We start from the raw sequence: 20795 nt of genomic DNA, 5'->3' as shown, positions 1-20795 counted from the left end.
CTTAAGTTTAAAGCTGGTTAATCGGGATTTTTAAATACACAGTGCCGTTGTTTTCAGCGTCTGGCATTTGGCCTGCGCGAATATTGATTTGAATCGATGGCAATATCAGCCTAGGCATCGGCAATGTGGCGTCTCGTTGTTGACGAAGCGTCACAAAAGCAGATTTGGTCATAGTGTCATTCACATGAATATTGTGTTGTTTCTGTTGGATGACTTGAGTTTTAAATTGATGCCCGCGCCCCTCTGTAGGGTAGTCATGACACACGTAGATATCTGTTGTATCTGGGAGAGTAAATAATGCCTGAATGGAATCGTACAAAGTATTGGCATCCCCACCTGGGAAATCACATCTAGCGGTACCCACATCAGGCATAAAAATGGTGTCTCCAACAAAGGCTGCCTGCTCATTAATAATATAAGCAAGATCAGCCGGAGTGTGACCCGGTGTGTGCATAACACGAATGGTCATATTACCGACTTGTAACCGCTCATTATGTTTAAATAGATGGTCAAATTGACTGCCGTTAGGCAAAAAGCTAGCGTCTAGGTTAAATACCTTTTTAAAAGTCTGCTGGACTTCGGTGATGTGCTCGCCAATACCCATTTGGCCACCAATTTGGTCACGTAAATAACTGGCAGCAGATAAGTGATCGGCGTGAGCATGGGTTTCAAGTATCCATTTTACGGTTAACGCTTGGCGTTCAATCCAATGTAAAACTCGATTGGCATTTCGTGTGCCTGTTCGACCTGATTTATAATCAAAGTCTAAAACCGGGTCAATAATCACAGCAAACGATGTGGTATTATCAGCAACAACATAAGTGAATGTTTCACTGTCTTCATCTAAAAATTCATGGACACTAAAGGTTGAAATCATCACAAGCTCCTGTTAAATAGTGCACAGGGACTAAGCGTCCCAGTGCTTGCCACGGGTTAAAGCGACTTCTTACTAAAATACCAATCTACATAATCATAACCCTGGGATAATCGTGCTTTAGCGTCAGCAGTTGTTGCTGGTGGTGGCACAATAACGTCATCGCCAGGTTGCCAGTTTTCTGGGGTAGCAACGCCATTGGCATCACTGGTTTGCAGTGCTTTTACTAATCGAACAAATTCATCTATAGAACGACCATTACTCATTGGGTAATACACCATGGCACGCAATACACCTTCGGGATCGATAATAAAGGTTGCGCGAACGGCAGCTGTGTCACTCGCACCGGGTTGGATCATGCCGTAGGCTTTAGCCACTTCCATTGATAAGTCGGAAATAATCGGGAAGGTTATTTCAACGCCAAAGTTTTCTTCAATGTTACGTACCCAAGCGATATGGGAATGAACACTGTCGATGGATAAACCGAGTAACTCAGTATTAAGCTTGGCAAATTCTTCTGCACGTTGAGCAAACCCAATAAACTCAGTCGTACACACAGGGGTAAAATCCGCAGGATGGGAGAACAACACTAGCCACTTACCTTTATAGTCAGTAAGTGAGCGCATGCCATGTGTTGTCTTGGTATTAAAGGCCGGAGCGGGTCGGTTTAATTGCGGAAAAGAAACAATAGAATCAGTCATGTTATTACTCCAAAAAAATGGTTAAGTTAATGCAACTCTAATCTGTAAAATAGATTGCAAACATACTTAGTAATAGCAATTGCTAGGCCAATATCTGTTAGATGATAATAAATAACGTAAATAAAATAAGTATCTGATTTTATTAATTAAAAATTTAGATGTGATTAGTTGTTAGATAATTTTTACATTATCCACACAATAAGTTGTATTTAACTCGTGTCATAAATGGCACAAAAGACAAAAATGACCACGTTAATTGTCGCAATAGCAAAACCGATCAAGCGATACAGGTGTTAGCAGTAAGGTTTCTGAAGTGAGTAATTAACAAATCTGTGCATAAAGCCGCATTATATGGATTAGAAATAGAGCCGATTGCGGAACAAAAATTTATTTAACGATAGCAATGTGAAGCGGGTCTTGATTATGCTTGTGAAGCCTATACCGTAATATCATTTAGGTTTATATTTTCGTAATCAAATATATGACTTATAAAGAGTAATTCGTAAATGGAATTGGCCAAGCTTTCACGTATCAGTATGAAACACTTGATCACTTTGCATGTGATGCTTGATACCCTCAGTGTCACAGCCTGTGCTGAACGGTTATGTTTAAGCCCATCGTCGGTGAGTAAAACCTTAAGTCAGCTAAGAGAAAGTTTGCATGATGAATTATTCTATCGTCATGGCAATTCACTCATCGCCACTGCATTAGCACGACGACTAGGCCCAAGTGTGAAGCAGATGATTAATGATATGAATCAGATCATGAACCAGGATGTGTTCAAGCCACAACATTATCAAGGTAGCTTTTCACTGGCGATGCGCGAAAGCACATTTGAGTTATTAGCCGCCACATTAACGGCTCATATTCTCAACTTAGCGCCCAATATCCATATCGATATTTACAATAAAGACAACATCGGCTTTGAGGGCTTAGTAAAAGGCTCGTTGGATTTTATTCTTTTGCCACATGACTTAAGCCAACCAACCAATGTCGATGAAGACTTAGTCTGGGAAACCTTAATCAACGATGAAATGGTCTGCCTAATGAGTGCTAGCCATCCACTGGCGTCACAGCAGACTATTAGCCTTGATGACTACTTAAATTTCAGCCACATCGGCATAACAGATACTGATTTGAGCACACCTTTTTTTGATATTTTACTGGCACAACAATCTAAAAAACGGGCGATACCGATTTCGGTACCTGACTTTGGCAGCGCAGCGTTAATGTGCCATCACAGTGAACTGCTATTTACCTGTTCGCGCCACTGGGCCTCAATAGCCAAGCAAGCCCAAGGATTATTGATTAAACCGTTACCGATCGATTATGGCAAAGTTGCTTATAGCCTTGTGTGGCATCGGCAAAGTATGAACGATCCTGCTCATCGTTGGCTGTATGAACAAATATTGCTGTGCAGTCGTTAACCGCACCAATACGATTTTATGTATTGATTAAATGGTACTTTATCAATGAATTGATTTGGTATTAAGTTGCAGCAAAGCCATCCTAGCCATATGTTCAACCTCAGTTGCATATAGACGTTACCTAAAGAAGTTACCAATAGAAGTTACCTATGGACGCTAAATGTAGGTGTTAAATATAGGTACTAAATATAGCGATTAGATATACAGCGACGGCAAGACGATATTGGTGACTCCTCGCTGAGTAAGTTGATTTGCTAAACGTGCTATATCCGCTTGAGTACATTGTGGCCATGTAGAGCCTACGCCTATAACACCATGATGATGAAACGCATTTAACTTCACCCGAGTCTCTGTGGGGAGGTTAGATAAATACCCGCCTAGGGCGTCAATATCATGCTCATAATCCGTAATGCCGGGAATGTGTAACAGTCTTACTTCATACAGTTTATTGTGCTGAGCCAGCAACTCAATTGAGGTAAACACCGAATGGTTATCACGCCCAGTGATGTAATGATGGGTATCTTGTTGCCATGCTTTTAAATCAACCATTGCGCCATCTAAAAATGGCAGTAGCTTATGCCAACCCGTTGAGCTCAAACTGCCATTGGTGTCGAGCATACAACTGAGATGAGATAAATGTTCTGAGGACTTTATCGCACTAAAAAGCTCAATAATAAAAGGTAATTGTAAGCTCGCTTCACCACCACTGAGTGTAATTCCATTGATAAAATGACGTCGCCCATAGATAACCTCTAGCATTGTCTCAACGGAGTAATGAGACGTTTTAGGCGTTGATTGTCTAGGACATACAGTAATACAAGTATCGCATTGGCTGCATTTGGTGCTGTCCCAGACAATATGGGGCTTACTTGGTGAACTACTTGGAGAAATACATGGAGAACTAATTGGCGAATGATTAACTGGTATTGGATCTCCATGTAACGACATTTCTTGTGACCGCAGTTGGGGCAACGGCATAGCTTGTGAATGAATAAGACTCAGCGCCTGTTCAGGGCAACTATCAATGCAGTCACCACAAGCATCACACAAACTGATGGTGTGAGGATTATGGCAATTTTTGCATTGATAGTTGCAGCCTTGCAAAAAAATCACCAAACGACTGCCAGGCCCGTCGACACAGGAAAATGGCAATATTTGACTGACAACGGCATGTTTACTCATGAATAAAAGGAGCTTGTTCGTGAGCAATTACCCGAGCTTGGCGTTGAAATATCCCCGTATTGATTGCGGCTTCAGCAGCTAACCCTGTGGTGTTGGTGCGTGAACCGCATTGCTTAAAAGTTTCAATGTCCGAACGTTTAACCATATAACCAGTAACACGGACTAAATCGTTACTAGCAACATTGGCACTAAACTCTCTAAAACCTGAGCTAAGGGCACCTTTACAGAGTTGGAACATCGCTTGAGGATTCGCTTTAACGGTTTCATCTATGGTTAAAATATCGCTTATCCCAGCAGTATAATATTGATGATGTTCAGCTAGTGCTTGAATATGACTAATAGGGTCTGGTTCTGAGCCATAGGGAATACGCACGCCAGGAGTGACATTTTTATCCAAACTAATGCCACTTTGAGAATGCAATAACGCGCGACCGTTATAACCGTAAGTGACCGGTGTCGACTTTACTATGTTGTCTAAAGCTGCAGATATTCTGAGTCCAAGTTCATTGGCATCAAGGTTATGGCCGTAGCCTGTATTGGGTTTACTTGCGACGTTAGCAGTTGAAACCTCAGCAGCACTAGGTAATAAGGCTTGTAAAATATTGACCGCTTCAGCCATACCATAAATACCGAACATAGGTGCAAAACGAGATTCATCGATCAACTGTTCCTTAACTAAAAAACTGTCAAAGAAATGAGATTGTTGGTGTAAAAATGCCGAACGCACTTCAATAAGCTCGAATGCGAGTTGGCTGTAATATGGCAGAGTTTGGGCAAAAAAATCATCAATACTGTTAGCGTTTAGAGCGACTTCTTTGAGGTTAACCCGCACCAAGGTATTGGCGCCGCCAGCTAACGGTAATGCGTTATAACAACTGACAATCCCAAAACCACGAGTATCGAAGGCGTCGGCATGTAGCGGATAGTTGGCAATGTGAGGTTTACCGCATTGACAAATATTGCTGGTGGCCTGAAATAATAAATCATCTGGCGTTACGGCAGGGTCATACATAAAGGTTAAATTGGGGGCAATTTGTTGTAATTCTGCATCTATACGCAAAATGGTTCGGCAAATAATGTTATCAGTTGGGCCAATATTCACATGCATAAATGCATCGGGTAACGTGCGATCGAGTAATATCCAAAACCGCTTGAGTTTGCGATAGATAGCATCAGTATCGAGCCCTTTGGTAAAAGGCATTAATAACGCATCTAATTGGCCTAAGTAAACCGGGATATTGGTCACCGATGGCACATGAAAATAAAGAATGGTTAATGCATTTAAGGCGTCATCAAAGTCTTCGGCGGGCGACAGCTCCAAATACTGAGATCCTTGCTGCAGGTATTTGGCATAATCTGGCAACACATAACGCGGCTTAAATGGCGCATGACCTTCAAACATATCGCAAATAATACCTTGTTTCATGGCATTATTTACCTGCTCAGACACCGCCACATAAGGCAGACTGTTTTCAGCTTCTAATGCTAAATAGTTGGATTTTTGCTTAGGAGAAAGGTGAGGGTGGGTGACAATTTTCTCAATGTTATCTTGTAATGTCATGATGAAACTCACTTTTTATAGATGAATGCTTGATAACAACTAATCTACTCAAAGGTAGGATGTTTAAACAGTGAAAATAGCCGACGTTGGCATTGATAAAATCGAAATCCGATGATGAAGATCACATCCCAAATGACAGAACATATTGACTAGTGTGTAATGAACCCTATAAACAACGAGAGGCAGAAAAATCGTAATCGATAAAGAGGAACGTTATTAGATTATTACATTACTAATGTTATTACGTTGCTGGGCGCTGAGCGGTTAAACTTGAAATTGTTGGGGTAGTGTAACGAACGCTTTTTAAGTATGGTGTTACTGGCTTTGTAGCGAAACTAACAGGCTCTTAATCCAAACAATAAACTTCAGTTCTATTTCTTCCAAGTGCTTTGGCTTTATACATAGCCTTATCCGCTTGAGTAAATAAATCTGTAAACAGTGTTTTATCATCACAAATACTGACCCCAATACTGACGGTTAGCACGCCGTCACCCACTTTAATTTGCGTGATGCTATCTTGGAGCCGGTTACAAAATAATAAAGTATCACTTTTGTTGGAGTCTGGTAGCAAGATCAAAAATTCTTCGCCGCCAAAGCGAGAGACAAGATCTGTTTGTCGACAAAAGTCTTTCAAAATATGCCCGAGTTCTTTCAGTACTCGATCACCCTCTAAATGACCAAAGGTGTCATTAATGATTTTAAAATGATCGACATCTAACACTAATAAACTAACAGATTGATGAGATCTAGCAGCCTGTTCAAGCGCTAACGTACAACGATATTTCATTTCTCTTCTATTTAATAGCTGCGTTAACTCGTCAGTTGAAGCAAGCAATTTTAATTTTTCAGCTTGCTCCTCAAGTTTTTTTCTTGTTTTTATTAACTCATCATAAAGTTGGTCTCTCTTGGATGCATTGAAAAAACTCCAATAAATACAGCCGTCATCGCTTAAACGAGCATTCACTGTTATCGGAATTCGTAGCCCGTCAGCATTAAAAATAATCAACTGCATTTCTTCACAAATTTGTTCGTGTAAAAGTGTTGGAATTAAATAACTTTGAAAAAATATGCGGGAAGATTGGGTAAAGATAATATCCGCATTTTTGCCTATCAGTTGCTCTGGATTCCACAATAGTTCGTCGGTAAAGTATGAGTTTACATAAATAATAATGTTGGCTGCGTTGGTGACTAACGCACCACACTGGAAACTATCTGGGGAGTGCTCAAATGTTTTATTACTTTCGATTTTACTATTTTTTGTCGTGATCATTTTGCGAATTTCATTATCGATTTTAAAATTGCTTCAGGATGAGTCATATGCAAGCAATGACCATGAGCAGCGATAATGTTAAGTTCGCTATGGGGTATTTCGCTCACAATAAACTCACCAACAGATGTTGCTGCCAGGGCATCATTTTCACTTTGTAAAATTAAACACGGTTGTGTAATCTCTTTTAGTAGATAACGATAATCAGATAAAAAAGTCGCTTCAGCAAAGTTCTTCGCAATAACCGGGTCGGTAGAACAAAAGCTGCCTGATAATTCACCAATAAGTTCATCAGAATTGGTTGTTCCCATTACTAACGGAGCTAAATAATTAGCCCAGCCAATATAATTTTTGTCCATTAGATTTAACAATTCGAGTAAGTCTTCTTTATCGAAACCGCCAAAATATTCAGGAGGAAAATTTAAAAAACAGGGTGAAGGACATACCATTACCAGCTTAGAAAATAGCTCAGGTTTTTGAATTGCAGCAATCGCACCAATAATACCGCTCACTGAATGCCCTATGAAAATAGCGTCAGTTAAGTGCAAAGCGTCACATACTTCGATTATGTCTTCTGCATATCCTTCAAGTTGACCATAACGTTTTCTACTGTATTGAGAGATATCAGAAGCACCTGAACCAACATAATCAAATAGCACAATAGTAAAATGCTTCATCAGTTCAGGGGTTACAAAACGCCACATATTTTGATCGCAACCAAACCCATGTGCGAGAACTAAGGTTTTGCTACCATTACCGATTAATTTAACATTATTTCTAACAAGAACAGCATTTGAATGAGACATGATTTTTCCATTTTTACCAGATGACCAATGATGACTACCTGCTGGATTTATTGGCTAAACAATAGAAGTTTAACGGGTAAAAGTAAAATACCAACACTATGAAAATCAAAATGAACTTTTTAATCGCCTGATCATAGTTTTTTAGGTAAACATAAATTATTAACCAGCTCGTTATGAATCACAACCAAGAGAACATAATATCTTATGTAGGCAAACCTGATTGAATCCCATTAGTTACAATAATGTTAACGTCACGATTGAAGTATACACAATGAACACTGCTATAACTATATATCCCTAAAAGGGCGTAACGTTAGCTAGTGTCGTCTGATAACGGTTTAATAAAAGCAGTTAGCACCGTGAGTTGATTAAACAGACGTTTTTAAACAGATGGATAGAACAATAAAACTAAATTACAATGTACGACTTTTGCTTTAAAAACTCACGCTATAACAAGAAAATAACGGCGTACTATCTGAGGAACACCTTTAATTGAGAGCATCAATCTTCCTTATTGCGGCAGGTTTTATCCTGTTGAGTGGTTGCCAAACTGTTGTTGTAGAAGATGCCAAAGCAGAAAAAAGTCTTGGTGGTGTGAATAAACCAACATCATTAAAAGTTCCTAAGTTGTTAGCTCGGCGCAATTATCAAGACAGCGGTGATGTATGGGAACGCATTCGATATTCAATGGATATGCCCATTCCAGATCAACAATTAGTTAACCAATATCGTGATTGGTATATTAATAATCCACAGCATCTCGAGCAGATTTCACAGCGCGCCAAGCCGTTTTTATATTTAATCGTCCAAGAGTTTGAACATCGAGATTTACCTATCGAACTGGCCTTACTCCCTATAGTAGAAAGTTCGTTTAATCCTTTTGCTTATTCCAGTGCCGACGCATCAGGCCTGTGGCAATTTACCTCACCCATGGCCAGCCATTTTGGACTAGAGATGAATTGGTGGTATGACGGCAGAAAAGATGTGCCTGCTGCAACCACCGCTGCATTAGATATGCTCGAATACTTGTATAAAAAAACCGACAACTGGTTATATGCACTAGCCGCATACAATGCTGGTGAAGGTCGCTTACGTGAGGCTATTAGATATAATGAAGCAAGAGGGCTGAGCACCGACTTTTGGTCTTTACCATTACCTAAGGAAACTCGGCAATACGTACCACAATTGCTGGCAATAGCAGATGTGATTAAACATTCTGAAAGCTACGGCATCAGTCTTAAATCCATTCCTAATAAACCACTAGTTGAAGTAATTGATGTCGGAAGCCAAATTGACATCGCAGTTGCTGCCGATCTAGCCAATATATCCATTGCTCGGTTACAAAAATTGAATCCAGGGTTTAATCGCTGGGCAACATCACCCGATGGACCGCATCAGTTGATAGTGCCAGTGAGTAAAGTCAGTGAGTTTAAACAAGCTCTTGCGGATACTGATATTAGCGCTAGAGTAAAATGGTTTAAATATCAGATTAGAGCTGGCGATAATATTAGTGTCATTGCAAAACGTCACCTTACAACGGTGTCAGAAATAAAAGCGATGAATGACATTAATGGCGATAAGATCGTTGCGGGTCAATTTTTGTATATGCCACAAGCTGCATCGGGCATAACACCCTTAGTCGAACTGGCTACAACACAAAACGCCCAAGTCTCTACACCAAAGCAAGCTGCACCAAGCAAACAGCCAAGGATTATCACAATATCTAATCAGTCAACAGTTCAAAGCGATCACACGGTAAAATATGGCGACACACTATGGAGTATTGCCAAAGTGTATAAGGTCAGTGTGGACCAAATTATCGCTTGGAACAAAATGACAGACAAAGATAAATTAACAGTAGGTAAAACCCTGCAGTTTTATCATCAACCCTTCAAACAACAGCAGAGCCAGTTGTAAGCCTGTTGTTTAAAAACTCATAAGCACAATAGCTCAAATGTTGTAAAAGTTGAGCGTTACATAAATCTGAGTATTTACCGGTTTAACCTAGTGAAGCACATCGAAATCCAGCTGTGCATATGGACACTTTTGATTATAAAAATCGATCATTCATGTTTAATAGAGCGATACACAATGCTTGAGGTCATGTTAAATCTTAGTGTTCATATTTTTTCATATTTGTTTCCGATCAGTTCATATCCAACTCAATAGCTATTCACAAGTTTTGAATATAGTCACTCTATCAATAAGAACATATATTTTAGGGTGATGAATATGAACATTAGAAAAACTCAATTAGCTCAGTCAATTTTGTTAGGCAGTCTACTTTTATCGGCGACCTCTTTTGCCAACGCTGCAGACGATGATGTCTTCGGTGGAGCCATAAGTGGTAAATTAACCTTTGCTTCAGATTATGTTTTCCGTGGCGAATCAGAAACAATGGATGCAGAAGTACCAGTGGTACAAGGTACCCTAGGTTGGGGCAATGATCTGGGTTGGTATGCTGGTGTATTTGCATCCAATATCAAATTTGCAGACCCCAATTTAGAAATTGTTACTGCACCTTATATTGGTAAAGCAGGCGAGTTTGGCAATAGTGGTATCAGTTACGACGTCATGATTTTTTCTTACCTGTATCCAGGTGCCTCATATTCAAATTATACCGAACTGTGGATTAAAGTCGGTAAGCAATTTGGTCATGCAAATGTGCAGTTAGAAGTGACTCCAACAATCGATGATTGGTTTGGTGTAGAGGGCTGGCAAGGTGTTAACTATGCCGTTCATCCGAGTTATCAGTTTGACAATGGTTTATACGTTTCAGCAAGTATCGGCTACCAAGACTTAGATGGTCATGGTGCAGAAGGTTGGGGGCACTGGAATTTGGGTGTGAGTAAAGCCTATGCCGGAATCAATTTTGATGTTCGTTATCATGGCAGTACCATGGATAGCGATCATAAGGTCTATGGCACTCAAACAAAAATCTTTGATGACCGAGTGGTTGTTGGCATCAGCAAAAGTTTCTAAATTGATAATATAATCTTTTTTATTATTGGACCTGATTCTACGCATTCCCATTGTGTGACTCAGGTCGTTTTTTATAAACTATTTTGCTAGCTGTCACTCATTCCTGACAAATCTTTATAGGCAAATATGAAAAGTTATGAATAATAACGGCCATTATTAGCAACACTATCTGGATAGGATGATGGCACATACTGGTTTAACAAATACGGTACTCGTCGTTGACGATGAAGCCGTGATCCGCGCTCGATTAAAAGGTTATTTTGAGCGTGATGGTTATCGTGTACTTGAAGCTGGAGACGGCGAACAGATGTGGCAACAGTTTACAAATCAACATATCGATTTGGTGATGTTAGATATTAACTTACCCGGTACCGATGGTTTGAGCTTGGCGCGTGAACTAAGAAGTCGTTCGGACGTTGGCATTATATTAGTCACTGGTCGTGATGAAACCATTGATAAAATCGTTGGCCTTGAGATGGGTGCTGATGATTATGTGACTAAGCCATTTGAATTAAGAGAACTATTGGTAAGAGTTAAAAATTTGTTGTGGCGAATTTCATTAGTTAAAAAAGCACAACAAGAAGTTGTAGAACAATTTGAACAGTGTGACGATATCATTGCGTTCGATAAATATACTCTTGAGTTAAACAGCCGAAAACTGAGTCGTGGTGACGAGGTGATAAAGCTGACTAAAGCAGAGTTCGAATTACTTACCGCCTTTGCATTGCATCCACAGCAAGTACTATCACGTGAGCGGCTAATGCAGCAAACAAGCCATCGTAATGAAGATGTAAATGATAGAACCATTGATGTCATTATTCGCCGTTTACGAAACAAACTACAGGCAGACCTGTTTGTAACGGTTCATGGAGAAGGCTATTTGTTTGCGACAAAGGTTAAAGATTAGTTTTTGTCGTCACGCGATAAATGGGGTAAAAGTCTGCAGGGGCTAAGCTGTTGTTAAACAAATTGAGTTGCACAGCTCCTTGTTCTAACGCCTGTATTTGTGGGCCAATATCCCCAAATGAGTGTGCCCCCTCCAGTAGTTTTACCGCAATATCTATTGCCAATTTACCTTGTAACACCACTTGATCATCACTACTGAAAGCCACTTTATTGCGATAAAGTCCGCGCAAGGTCGCTGGCGATAAATAGCTGCTCACAAGTTTTACTTGGCCAGCTAATCGTTTATGTTGCAATGTTCCTATTGCTGCTTCAATAGCAACGGCACTGCCTAGAATATAACTAGGAACATGATCATTAAGTAGATTATGAAGTTGGTCACGATAAAGGTCACGATTATTATCGGTATGACGAATTGACGAAACCACAATAGGACTATCGGCAATAGCATCTTGAATACCGAGCTCAACCCAATCGCTGCCGCCAACACTTTCTGGGCCGGTGAGTAGAGCGAGTGTTACTGGAGACGATGGCGGTAAATTTTTTACAGCTTTGGCGATAAAGTGGCCAGCTTTCCAGCCCATTTGATACCAATTGACGCCTACACGAGTTGTTATAATGGGGTTATCGAGTCTATTCACTAACGCTATGATGGGTTTATTAATTAGCCCCGGATATTGATCAAGTAAATTGGGGGCCACAGCACCGAGTAAGATGGCATCGAACGGTTGATTAAGGCAGTATTCAAGTTGTTTTAGTTGTTGCTCTTTTCTGTAATAGCTACCAGCTTCAAATAATTCTAAATTAATGCCTAATTGGCTGGCTTTTGACACCAAACCATAATCAATGCCGATCCAATAAGCGTCTTTAAGGTGAGGTACTAAGGCACAGATTCGCCAAGCCTTTTTGGCCGAGGTCAGTTGATTATATTGTATTGATTTTACTGTTTGAATTTTGGCATTAAAGGGCGTGCGCTGCTGTAATGTCCAGCTAGAATCGGATGTTGCTTCAGCAAGTAATGGTATTGTCCCTAAGCAAGCTATGAGCAAATAAATAAGTCGGCGCATTATATTGTCTCGATTAAGGTTTCTAAACAGAACACTAAAAAATTTTCGTAATTATAACATTTTAAGGAATGACTGTGAGCACTTTATCACTATCAGGCAAGAGCTTAGTGGGTCGCCTTATGTTGGCATTCTGTCTGCTCGGATTGTTATTGTTAATGTTAGTTAGCCTTGGCAGCATTTCGCTTTATTGGGTAAAGCTGGCTGACCAGTATCTATATGAAGAGGCGTTACCTGCATCTGAGGCTGCAAGGCAATTGATGCAGTCTTCTAATGGCTTGCTCGACAATGCCCAAGCGCTTGAACGAGTGGAAGAAGAGGCTCAACGCGCTTTCCTTGGGCGTAAGTTATCACTGGAAAGCACTAATTTGCTTTCTGCTATTGAACGACTCAATTCGTTAAATCTACAAAATCATGGTGTTAATAAAGATCAGCATTTAGCTTTATTAGCTGGCGAAATTATCCATGACTTATCGGTATTCGGCCGCCAAGTGGGTAAACGTTTAGTGTTGGCGGCGCAATTGATTAATAAAGGAGCCGCACTGGCGGAAGCGGCCAGTAACAGTGGTGTTTTACTTGAAGCAGAACAAGCAGTGGTCGATTCAACCATTCTGGCCAAGTTGAGTTTAGCTTACCCTCAAGTGGTTGGCGCTGAACAAAGTGCCAAACTTTTGGACTCCATCATAGAGCAAGACTTGGATGTCCGTGAACGTTTAAATCGAGCTTTGGGATTGATCCATCACATTGAGTTAGTAGGGCAGTTATTACAGTCTCCAGACCAACAACTCGGATTAAATAACGTACTCAACAGTATGGCTCGAGTACTGTCTCCAACGACTTATACCATTAATTCTACTCGCGATAACTCACAAAGCGGCAACGAAATACCGAGCCCTTACACAGGTTCAGGAACGAGTGGGCAAATTGATTTAATGCCTCTAGAATTACTTAAAGGCTTAATTCGAGATCCGGTTAGGGCAACAGAGCTTGAGCACCAATTGATAATGTTAAGGGAGGTGAATGTTGGCTTAAGTTTGCAGCAGCAATATGCGCAATTGCTAACAAAACAAAATGCGCAACTGTTAACGCTGACGGATAAATTAGGCCAACTGAATAAGTCAGTCGATAGTGCAATGAAAGCACAACAGCTACAGGCAGAACATGCCCGAAGTAATTTTTTACAGCAATTACTGTGGGCTAAGTCAGGGCTGTGGGCGACAGGTATTTTGATGTTAATCATTATGCTGTTGGTGGTTTATCGGGTTATTTATAAAGGCATCGCTTTACGCCTAAGTGAAGCAACTGCTGCATTATCTCAATTAAGTCAGGGCAATACCGAAGTGGTACTGGATCCTCACGGAGACGATGAACTCACCGCGATGGCTTCTGCCATTGAAGCTTTTAAACAAAAAACCGCGCACAATCAAGCACTGCAATCTGAATTACAACAAACGGCATCAGAATTATTTGCCCATAAAGCCTCACTTGAAAGTACCGTGCAGGCACGTACACTCGAACTGGCTGAAACCAACCGTCAACTAGACGCTGAAGCAAAAGGGCATTCGACGGCTAGAGTGATGGCAGAACAAGCTAACAAGGCAAAATCGCTATTTTTAGCGACCATGAGCCATGAAATCCGTACTCCGCTAAATGGTCTTTTAGGCACCCTGACTTTACTGAGTCACTCGCCATTACCTCCAGCACAAAAACAAATGTTGGCATTATCGCAATACAGCGGCACCTTACTGCAAAATGTACTTAATGATATTTTGGACTTTTCCCGTTTGGAGCAAGGTAAATTAACTAACGAACCACGGGCTGTTGCGCTTAATGAGCTGCTCGATGAAGTGATGGCAATCATGTTAGCTGGTGCGGGATTGTCAGGTATCTCGTTATATTTAGTTCGCGGTAATTTACCTAAATGGATAACGGTAGATGGCCCCAAATTGCGCCAAGTGTTGTTTAATTTGCTCGGCAATGCCATTAAATTCACTCCAGCAGGAGAGGTTACATTACGGGTAAATGTGGTCGAGAAACAATTAACCTTTGAAGTGGCAGATACTGGCGTTGGTATCAGTGAAAAGGCCATGGATCAATTGTTTATCGCCTATGGTGTACAGCCTAATCAAGGCAGAACCAGAGGCACAGGACTTGGGCTCGCTATTTGTAAAGAATTAGTCTCGTTAATGAATGAGGCTAACACTGCCAATGATTCTATTCGGGTGAGTAGTAAAGTGGGTGAGGGTTCCAGCTTTGGTTTTAGTTTACCATTACACATTTGTGAACAAACGTATGAGGTTATCAGTGCAGAGTTACCTAAAGTTGATTCTAAATGTGTACTCGTTATCGAAGACAACAAAGTGAATTCCATGGTGGCCCAAGGGTTTTTAGCATATCTTGGACATCATTCCGTACTGGCTGATAGTTGTGCGCAAGCAAGAGCGTTGTTTAACGTCGATAGTGCGTTGAAGTTTGACGGCATTATGCTTGATATTCAATTAGGCGATGGCTCTGGTATTGAGTTATTACTTGAGTTGAAGCGTATTGCTAACGCAGCCCAAAAAGACATCAGCATAGCCGCATTTACGGCACAAATTCAACATGATGACATAAACGAGTATCAAACAGCAGGCTTCGATGACGTATTAGCCAAACCGCTTAATATGAAGTTTTTAGCCAATTGGATTGGTGATGCGAGTGACAAGTCAGCAATCAACAGCGACAACACGAATAAGTTAACCAAGATGGATAAACACAAAGGCTTTACACAAACGACCATAGATCAAAAAGTATCTGTTTGTAATGAAGACAATCTGGCTTTACTCGATGAAAAGCAAATTAATGAAGACTTACAATATCTTGGTACAGAAGCTGTTAAAGAGATGTTAGCGCTATTTAAAGTCAGTAGTACACAACACATCAATGCACTGGCAGCTTTACCTGCAGATAGGCCAAAAGTGTTACACGCACTTAAAGGCAGTGGTGCCAGCATTGGCTTTATTCAGTTGAGTCAGTTGTGCAAACAATTAGAAAAAGATGGCATTAGTGATGATTCATATTTGTTGCTTAAGCAAGTGTGGCAAGCATCTATTAAGGCACTTGAGTTGAAGCTTCCTGTCTAAGCTTTTGTAAATTAGGGATATAAAATATAGTTGAGTGTGTATAATCCTCACTCTATTTATCCTAAGCTCAAACATTACATATAAAAACACCGATCTTGCTCGGTGTTTTTATATGGGGGGTTAATGATATAGATATCCTGTTACTGAGCACCTTTTAGTCCTACACAATCGCTTTCAACCCAAGCCAGAGTGAGGTGAGCAATGGCTGAATAAAACTTACCGGTATCCACAGAGGTAAGCCTATCTACAAAACGGGGTAACCAAGCGTGGAGATATTGCCTAATAAAGCTGAGCTGAGTGTTATCGTCACAAGCACACGCTTGGTGAGCGACATAAGCCAAAATAACGGCAATATGGTCAGACGGTTCAGGAAATTCACTTTGAACCGTTAATTGGCTTTGTTTTAGATATGTTTGCATTTGCTGATGCTGTTCACCAAATAAGAGTATGTCGTCCTTGGCAACTGCATTATCGTTAAGATATAAACTGGCATAAGGGCTGGCGCTATGCTTTGTACCTACTAAAAATAGGCCACAATAATCGGCAGCAAGCTCTAATAAAGCATGATCAGTATTGACGCTGTTAAGGGTTGAATTAAGCACTGAGTTTATGGTTTCAATGTCTTGACTCAATAACGGGTCACTGGCCAATTGAGCAAAGAATGCCTGAGCCTGACTTGCAGTGAGCTCTTGTAATAGCTGTTGATCTAGCTCTTTTGCAAACAGTGATGAGAGCAGCTTATACACCATCGAACGACCCTGGTTCATTGGCGTGTTATACAATATCTTGTCATTCATCTATGTTATCTCCTGAGCCTATTATGGCCGTTAACTTAAGCGCCAAGAATTAAATCGCTTGGCGCACAGTGATAATGCTTACACGTTATAGCTGCGTTTCTATTGGGCCACTAAAAGAACTGACGTCAGGTAACTTACCTTGATACTTTTCGAAATCGACCAAGCAAGTGTATGCGGAGCAAGCCTGGGCAAGCTTTGATGTACCAATATCTTGCGTTAACGTATTTGGGTCACCATAGCTGCACAACGCCCCAATTTCACTACCGCCTTGTTTAGACCCATCTTTACCGACTGGGCCATACCAAGCCCCTTCATGAATTCGGATAACCCCACTAGGGAAGCTGTCGGATACCACTGCACCCGCTAACAGTTGACCTCGGTCGTTAAACACACGAACAACATCGCCATCTTTAATGCCGCGCTGTTTTGCATCGGTAGGATTCAAGTACACGGGTTCACGACCTTGTACCGTATAGGTTTCCCGATATTGCTGCGACTCACACATTTGTGAATGTAAGCGTTTATCTGGGTGGCAAGATTGCATCCACATTGGGTATTTATCTGAACCAGGACCACCATGGCTGCGCTCTGACTTTTCTATCCAAGTAGGATGGCCAGGACAGTCATCGTAATTGAATTGGGCGATTTTACGGCTGAAAATTTCAATCAAGCCCGATGGTGTACCCAATGGATTCATTTCAGGATCATCCCTAAAGTCGGCATGGCGAGTCCAAGGTAGGCCTTCACCAAAATGTACATAACCTTGTTTCCAGAACGTGTCGAAATTTGGCATATCGAACTTACCGGCATTATCGGCTTTACAGTCGTTATAAAGTTTCTTAATCCAGTCAAATTCAGACATGCCACGGGTATATTCTGTCTCTTTACCCATTATTTTGGCAAAGCGGGTAAAGATATCAAAATCAGACAAGCTATCAAATAATGGTTCAACCATTTTTTGCATCGCTAAAACACCACGGTTAGCGTAGCTGCCATAAACGTCAATGTCATTACGTTCAAATGTAGTACAAGCAGGTAAAACGATGTCTGAGAAACGGCACGTTGCTGTCCAGTTAATGTCGACAGTGACCACACATTCAAGCTTTTGAAATGCTTGCTTCATCTTATTTCTATCTTGGTGATGACTCCATGGATTATTACCTGAAAATACCATCATCTTAATATCAGGATAAGTGACCTTAGCCCCGTTGGCATCGATGGTTTTACCCGGTTCTAAAATGGCATCAATCCAACGTGCAATCGGAATGGTGCTACTCGCGCCTTTAAAATCATTACTGTCGAATAATGGCTTTTGGCCTTCATCAAGATTACGAGGAAACGCGCCCGGTGCAGCTGCGCCCGATGAAGGAACGCCAATACTTGAGTAATGATGGCCATAGCTGATACCACCACCAGGTAAACCAATTTGGCCAATCATAGTGGCAAGTACAGCTGCCATCCAATAAGGTTGTTCACCGTGTTGTTGACGTTGAATACACCAACCCATCATGATTTGAGTACGACCTTTGGTCATCACTTTAGCTAAATCACGTATAATTTCAGGGCTAACACCAGTAATTTTACTGGCCCACTCTGGTGTTTTAGCTACGTTATCTGACTCGCCTAAAATATAAGGTACGAATCTGTCAAACCCTAAGCTGTAGCCCTCAATAAATTTTTCATCGTGTAACTTACTGGTGATCATTTCATGGGCAATACCTAGCATTAACGCAACGTCAGTTTGTGGGTTGACGTAAAGTTGCTCACAGCCTAAGTATTTTTGGGTTTTAGTGACCACTGGGTCGATACTGATCACTCGGATCTTACCTTGTTTTACTTTTTCTTTAAGCTCCGCTAGATAAGCGAACGATTCATGGGTTTCGGCATTCCAACCCACTTGCAGGTTTTTATAGGGATCATTTGACCACAAAATGATGGTTTTAGATTGCTCAAGGATTAACGGCCATGAAGTACCTTGGGCATAAACTTCAGTAGAACCTAAAATATAAGGCAAAATAGTCTGGCCAGCACCCGTTGAGTAGTCACCAATTTTTTTGACAAAATTACCGTGCATACCAACAGCGCGTTGCATGTGACTGGTACTTGAATGCAGTTGTCCAGTGGCGCGCCAGCCAGTTTGACCCGCGTGCAGTCCTGATGGGCCATATTGAGTTTGCACCTCATCAAGTGAATCTTTAAACAGGGTCAATGCTTTGTCCCAAGTGACACGGACAAAGCGAAAATCACCGCGTTGACTGGTGTCGCTTTTATGACCTTTCAATAAAAAGTCTAAGCGTACCATAGGGTAGCGAACCCGTGATGGGTTGTAGACTAAGCCTTTAACGCCATTGATCATATCGGTAGGGTATTTGTCCAACTCAAATGGAATCACCTGGTCAATCACGCCATTCTTACGTTTCATTTTGAATGCACCAAAGTGCGAACCGGTAGTTAACCAGTCGTCACCTGCTTTAGTGCTTGCAGCTGCAAGGGCATTGAATGGCGCCAACACTGATGTACTGCTTAGTCCAACATAAGAAGTCGCCACTAAGCCTTTAAGAAAATGTCTTCTGTTCATGATGATGTCCTATTAATGCGCCGACTTATTGAAAGTAGATGAATGCTCTTGTAAGTACTTTTGTACAAGCGCTTGAGTGTCTTGGTCCATGTTGACGAATGCAATCATGCCTTTAAACATTCCAGGCCAACTGTTAGCGTCAAAGTGTGCTTCTGCTGGTTGGGTATGACACACGCTACAACTGCTGGTATAAGTGGTGCGGGCATAATCCCAAAGTGGCTGTAAATCACTTACTAGGTAGTCTGCATCGGTCCAAATTTTGGCTTCAACACGTTGCCATGTTAATCCGGTCATTGGGTCTTCTTTTTGTTGAAAGACATTCATTACACCTTCTTCTAGCGCAGCATCTTTTGATAACTGAGCCGACAGAATGTTAAGACCAAAATCGAAATAGATAACACGACCAGCACCAATTTTTTTACGCCAACCTTTAATACCAACTTGTACACGACTGCCATTGGTTTCAAGTACCGTCACTTTAGTGGCAATGTTTAACGTACCAGCTTCAACATCTGTTTTTTGATTAAAATAAAGGGGTTTAGTCAAGGCGGTAAAATATTGAGCACCAACCACAAGACCGGTTTCGCCAGATCCGACTTGTGCAATGAGTTCTGGTGCACGGGAAGTGCCCATGTCAGGAAGTTTGTGAGCAATACCTTTATGGCAATCAACACAGCTCTGGTCTATCTCTGCTGCACGCTTCATTTGTTTTTGCGCCAACTTTGACATGTCATCCCATTTCATCGAGTCATAGTTATGGCAGTTTTTACACGCTAAAGAGTTATCACGGTCGAAGCGTTTCCACTCACGGCTAGCCATCTCTAGACGTTTTGATTCAAATTTTTCCTCAGTATTAACGGTTTGCATCAACCAGCCCCACATATCATGTGATGCTTCAATCTTGCGACCAATTTTACGACTCCAGTTATGCGGCACGTGACAATCAGGGCAAGTGGCCCGAACGCCAGAGTGATTAGACCAATGCACAGTTTGCTGTAGCTCTTGGTAGGGCTTGCTTTCCATACTGTGACAGCTAATACAGAACTCTTCAGTGTTGGTCATTTCCAGTGCGGTATTGAAACCACCCCAGAATATAATCCCCATTAAAAAAGCTGATAGGCTAATTGTGCCTAAAGTAAGATATTTGGCAGGCTGATTTAGCGTCCGCCAGGTATTAATAAACCATTTCATAACAGCATCCTTTATAAGATTGACTCATAATTTGTTTGAGGATTAGTGCGCAACAACGCCACCAAATGCTTGGATCATCCAAATGACAAAACCGTACGCACTAATGCTGGTTACGGTGATAATGGGAAAAAATAAAAAAATGATAAATCCAAGAGCTTTCAGCTCCTTAGACTTAACATTACTTTTGGGGTCTACTACGTTTTTTGTTGTCATAGCTTGCTCACTTAAAAAATTATCTTTGCTGATGACAGCTATATTAGATAATAATTGTTAATGGCACTCAGACCGTGGATGAATGAACGTAGACAATATATGAAAGATTATGAACAGACTGAGTGAG

At 41.1% G+C, this 20795-nt stretch carries 16 protein-coding genes; 5 read left to right on the top strand and 11 right to left on the bottom strand.

The genetic code is table 11. The annotated features are described in order from the left end of the window. Window positions 1-7: 7 nt before the first annotated feature. The gene (locus HNW13_RS07270; RefSeq protein WP_192114886.1) at window positions 8-877 is read right to left on the bottom strand and encodes an MBL fold metallo-hydrolase; all 870 of its coding nucleotides are present in this window, start codon (window positions 875-877) and stop codon (window positions 8-10) included. Between the two features lie 56 nt (window positions 878-933). After that, window positions 934-1575, bottom strand: a complete 642-nt coding sequence (locus HNW13_RS07265) for a peroxiredoxin (protein WP_101088322.1) — start codon at window positions 1573-1575, stop codon at window positions 934-936. Between the two features lie 506 nt (window positions 1576-2081). On the opposite strand from HNW13_RS07265, the gene HNW13_RS07260 reads away from it, so the two are divergent. Further along, window positions 2082-3002, top strand: a complete 921-nt coding sequence (locus HNW13_RS07260; RefSeq protein WP_192114887.1) for a LysR family transcriptional regulator — start codon at window positions 2082-2084, stop codon at window positions 3000-3002. A 195-nt stretch (window positions 3003-3197) separates the two neighbouring features. Here the strand turns inward: HNW13_RS07260 and HNW13_RS07255 are convergent, their stop codons facing one another. From HNW13_RS07255 to HNW13_RS07240, 4 genes are all read right to left on the bottom strand, one after another. Then, window positions 3198-4184, bottom strand: coding sequence for a YjjW family glycine radical enzyme activase (locus HNW13_RS07255; protein WP_192114888.1), 987 nt, complete (start codon window positions 4182-4184; stop codon window positions 3198-3200). Next, a complete protein-coding gene (locus HNW13_RS07250; RefSeq protein WP_192114889.1) occupies window positions 4177-5745 on the bottom strand; it encodes a YjjI family glycine radical enzyme in 1569 nt (522 codons plus the stop codon). The genes HNW13_RS07255 and HNW13_RS07250 overlap by 8 nt, the downstream gene beginning before the upstream one ends. Window positions 5746-6091: 346 nt before the next feature. Next, entirely contained in the window at window positions 6092-7015 is a 924-nt protein-coding gene (locus HNW13_RS07245) for a sensor domain-containing diguanylate cyclase (protein ID WP_182744442.1), read from the bottom strand. Further along, window positions 7012-7818: an alpha/beta hydrolase gene (locus HNW13_RS07240; protein ID WP_192114890.1), complete on the bottom strand. Its 807-nt coding sequence runs from the start codon at window positions 7816-7818 to the stop codon at window positions 7012-7014. Before HNW13_RS07240 ends, HNW13_RS07245 begins: the two co-directional genes overlap by 4 nt. A gap of 492 nt (window positions 7819-8310) precedes the next feature. On the opposite strand from HNW13_RS07240, the gene HNW13_RS07235 reads away from it, so the two are divergent. From HNW13_RS07235 to torR, 3 genes are all read left to right on the top strand, one after another. Beyond that, a complete protein-coding gene (locus HNW13_RS07235; RefSeq protein WP_192114891.1) occupies window positions 8311-9735 on the top strand; it encodes a LysM peptidoglycan-binding domain-containing protein in 1425 nt (474 codons plus the stop codon). A 315-nt stretch (window positions 9736-10050) separates the two neighbouring features. After that, entirely contained in the window at window positions 10051-10800 is a 750-nt protein-coding gene (locus tag HNW13_RS07230; protein ID WP_192114892.1) for a TorF family putative porin, read from the top strand. Window positions 10801-10981: 181 nt separating this feature from the next. Then, window positions 10982-11707, top strand: a complete 726-nt coding sequence (torR, locus tag HNW13_RS07225; RefSeq protein ID WP_192115164.1) for a two-component system response regulator TorR — start codon at window positions 10982-10984, stop codon at window positions 11705-11707. On the opposite strand, the gene torT is transcribed toward torR, so the two are convergent. Further along, the gene (torT, locus tag HNW13_RS07220) at window positions 11697-12770 is read right to left on the bottom strand and encodes a TMAO reductase system periplasmic protein TorT (protein WP_101088313.1); all 1074 of its coding nucleotides are present in this window, start codon (window positions 12768-12770) and stop codon (window positions 11697-11699) included. The two genes, torR and torT, sit on opposite strands and share 11 nt — an antisense overlap. 74 nt (window positions 12771-12844) lie before the next feature. On the opposite strand from torT, the gene torS reads away from it, so the two are divergent. After that, window positions 12845-15889: a TMAO reductase system sensor histidine kinase/response regulator TorS gene (torS, locus tag HNW13_RS07215; RefSeq protein ID WP_347813075.1), complete on the top strand. Its 3045-nt coding sequence runs from the start codon at window positions 12845-12847 to the stop codon at window positions 15887-15889. Window positions 15890-16029: 140 nt separating this feature from the next. On the opposite strand, the gene torD is transcribed toward torS, so the two are convergent. The 4 genes from torD to HNW13_RS07195 form a co-directional block, all read right to left on the bottom strand. Beyond that, complete coding sequence (gene torD / locus HNW13_RS07210; protein ID WP_192114894.1) at window positions 16030-16686, bottom strand: molecular chaperone TorD; 657 nt, start codon at window positions 16684-16686, stop codon at window positions 16030-16032. A gap of 85 nt (window positions 16687-16771) precedes the next feature. Beyond that, on the bottom strand, window positions 16772-19264 hold the full coding sequence (gene torA / locus HNW13_RS07205; RefSeq protein ID WP_192114895.1) for a trimethylamine-N-oxide reductase TorA: 2493 nt from the start codon (window positions 19262-19264) through the stop codon (window positions 16772-16774). Between the two features lie 12 nt (window positions 19265-19276). Then, window positions 19277-20455, bottom strand: a complete 1179-nt coding sequence (gene torC, locus HNW13_RS07200) for a pentaheme c-type cytochrome TorC (RefSeq protein ID WP_192114896.1) — start codon at window positions 20453-20455, stop codon at window positions 19277-19279. A gap of 42 nt (window positions 20456-20497) precedes the next feature. Then, window positions 20498-20668, bottom strand: a complete 171-nt coding sequence (locus HNW13_RS07195; RefSeq protein WP_101088486.1) for a nitrate reductase — start codon at window positions 20666-20668, stop codon at window positions 20498-20500. Window positions 20669-20795 lie beyond the last annotated feature (127 nt).

This window comes from Shewanella sp. BF02_Schw (assembly GCF_014596695.2).
Lineage (GTDB): Bacteria > Pseudomonadota > Gammaproteobacteria > Enterobacterales > Shewanellaceae > Shewanella.
This window is presented reverse-complemented; position numbering and strand designations above follow the sequence as displayed.

Excerpts from the sequence above, each read along its gene's own strand:
- torR (WP_192115164.1), top strand. The coding sequence starts at position 10,982 with ATGGCACATACTGGTTTAACAAATACGGTACTCGTCGTTGACGATGAA.
- HNW13_RS07245 (WP_182744442.1), bottom strand. The coding sequence starts at position 7,015 with ATGATCACGACAAAAAATAGTAAAATCGAAAGTAATAAAACATTTGAG.
- torD (WP_192114894.1), bottom strand. The coding sequence starts at position 16,686 with ATGAATGACAAGATATTGTATAACACGCCAATGAACCAGGGTCGTTCG.
- torA (WP_192114895.1), bottom strand. The coding sequence starts at position 19,264 with ATGAACAGAAGACATTTTCTTAAAGGCTTAGTGGCGACTTCTTATGTT.
- HNW13_RS07240 (WP_192114890.1), bottom strand. The coding sequence starts at position 7,818 with ATGTCTCATTCAAATGCTGTTCTTGTTAGAAATAATGTTAAATTAATC.
- HNW13_RS07195 (WP_101088486.1), bottom strand. The coding sequence starts at position 20,668 with ATGACAACAAAAAACGTAGTAGACCCCAAAAGTAATGTTAAGTCTAAG.
- HNW13_RS07255 (WP_192114888.1), bottom strand. The coding sequence starts at position 4,184 with ATGAGTAAACATGCCGTTGTCAGTCAAATATTGCCATTTTCCTGTGTC.
- HNW13_RS07270 (WP_192114886.1), bottom strand. The coding sequence starts at position 877 with ATGATTTCAACCTTTAGTGTCCATGAATTTTTAGATGAAGACAGTGAA.
- torT (WP_101088313.1), bottom strand. The coding sequence starts at position 12,770 with ATGCGCCGACTTATTTATTTGCTCATAGCTTGCTTAGGGACAATACCA.
- HNW13_RS07250 (WP_192114889.1), bottom strand. The coding sequence starts at position 5,745 with ATGACATTACAAGATAACATTGAGAAAATTGTCACCCACCCTCACCTT.
- torC (WP_192114896.1), bottom strand. The coding sequence starts at position 20,455 with ATGAAATGGTTTATTAATACCTGGCGGACGCTAAATCAGCCTGCCAAA.
- HNW13_RS07230 (WP_192114892.1), top strand. The coding sequence starts at position 10,051 with ATGAACATTAGAAAAACTCAATTAGCTCAGTCAATTTTGTTAGGCAGT.
- HNW13_RS07260 (WP_192114887.1), top strand. The coding sequence starts at position 2,082 with ATGGAATTGGCCAAGCTTTCACGTATCAGTATGAAACACTTGATCACT.
- HNW13_RS07265 (WP_101088322.1), bottom strand. The coding sequence starts at position 1,575 with ATGACTGATTCTATTGTTTCTTTTCCGCAATTAAACCGACCCGCTCCG.